At 60.5% G+C, this 1,427-nt stretch carries 2 protein-coding genes; both read right to left on the bottom strand.

Annotated elements, in window-relative coordinates; translation table 11 throughout:
• Window positions 1-584: YceI family protein (locus AYR66_RS12015; protein WP_206047152.1), on the bottom strand; the 584-nt coding region annotated here is incomplete at its 3' end.
• A 23-nt stretch (window positions 585-607) separates the two neighbouring features.
• The gene (locus tag AYR66_RS12010) at window positions 608-1,069 is read right to left on the bottom strand and encodes a MarR family winged helix-turn-helix transcriptional regulator (protein WP_088707668.1); all 462 of its coding nucleotides are present in this window, start codon (window positions 1,067-1,069) and stop codon (window positions 608-610) included.
• Between the last annotated feature and the right edge of the window lie 358 nt (window positions 1,070-1,427).

The raw sequence follows: 1,427 nt of genomic DNA, 5'->3' as shown, positions 1-1,427 counted from the left end.
CGCGGCCATCTCGATGCCGCTTCGATGTTGATACGCAGTTCCACTTCATCCGTCGCAGCCTTGCCCAGGCCGTAGGTCATGCCGAAATCGCTGCGCTTGATGGTCGAGGTCGCGACGTAGCCGGCACGGGTTTCACCCTTCATGCCCGGGCCGGTGCCGATGTACTTCAGCTTGAAGGTCACCGGCTTGGTCACGCCGTGCAGGCTCAGGTTGCCGGAAACAGTGCCTTCGCCATTGTTCAGGGTGACGCCGGTGGAGGTGAAGGTCATCGTCGGGAACTGGACCGTGTTGAAGAAATCCGGGCTCTTCAGGTGCTTGTCCAGGCCGTCGTGCTTGGTATCGATGCTGTCGGTCTTGATGTCGACCTTGATCTTGTTGGCATCGGCGGCGCCAACCACGAGGTCGCCGGAAATGTCGTTGAAGCGGCCCATGAAGCGGGACACGCCGGACATGTGGCCGACTTCGAAGTAGGCGACGGAGTGCGCGGCATCGATCTTGTAGGTGCCGGCCGGTGCATTCGCGAACGCGGCGGAGGACAGGATGAGGCCGGCGGCGGCCAGGGAGCGGATCAGGGTCTTGGTCATGGCTAGGGTTCCTTCAGGTGAAATTAGCGGGATGCGTGATTGATGAGTTGGCGAAAACGGCGGAAGCCGGCTTCGATGTCCGTGAGTTCTTCACGGTCGACGCCTTCGAACGCCTGCTGCAGATGGGCGAAATGCTTTTCTGCAACCCGTTCGAAGGTCGCCCGGCCTTCGTCGGTGAGATTCACGAGGTGCGAACGGCGGTCTTCACGGGATACGACGCGCTGCGCCAGCCCGTTCTGCTCCAGCCGGTCAACGATGCCGGTCAGGCTGCCCTTGGTGATGCCGGTCTGTTCGCTCAGCGTCTTGCAGGACAGCGCGGTCACGGCGGCCAGTGCGGACAGCACCGCGAACTGTGCCGGCGTCAGCCCCTGCCTGCGCAGGTGGCGCGACGCGAATTGCTCGAACGCATGCCAGGCCTGCGTCATTTCGCCGATCGTGGCCGGCAGGCGCAGGGTAGTGCAGAGGGTGGCGTCTAGTGTGCTCATCGCTTCGTACCGAAACAGTTCGTGTTAGGACGGTATTCATTCTATTTTCAGGAATTCCGGGGATAAACAACCTCACAGGAATGAGACTGTTTCCTAAATGTTGACAATGCCGGACGAGGTCGGGGATAGGACCGGACTATCAATGAACGGGAAACAGTGTCATTCCCCATGAGGTCTTTATCGTGTATGCACGCGCGCGTTACAGTACGGTCCACACTCGGACAATCCATCTCATGAAGCAGAAACTCCGCGCCCTGACCCTGATGCTTGCCGGGCTGGCCATGATCGGGCCCTTTTGCATCGACACCTATCTGCCGTCATTTGCAGCGATCTCGCGCGATTTCGGCGTGCCGCCCGT

This window comes from Noviherbaspirillum denitrificans (assembly GCF_002211445.1).
GTDB lineage: Bacteria > Pseudomonadota > Gammaproteobacteria > Burkholderiales > Burkholderiaceae_D > Noviherbaspirillum > Noviherbaspirillum denitrificans.
This window is presented reverse-complemented; position numbering and strand designations above follow the sequence as displayed.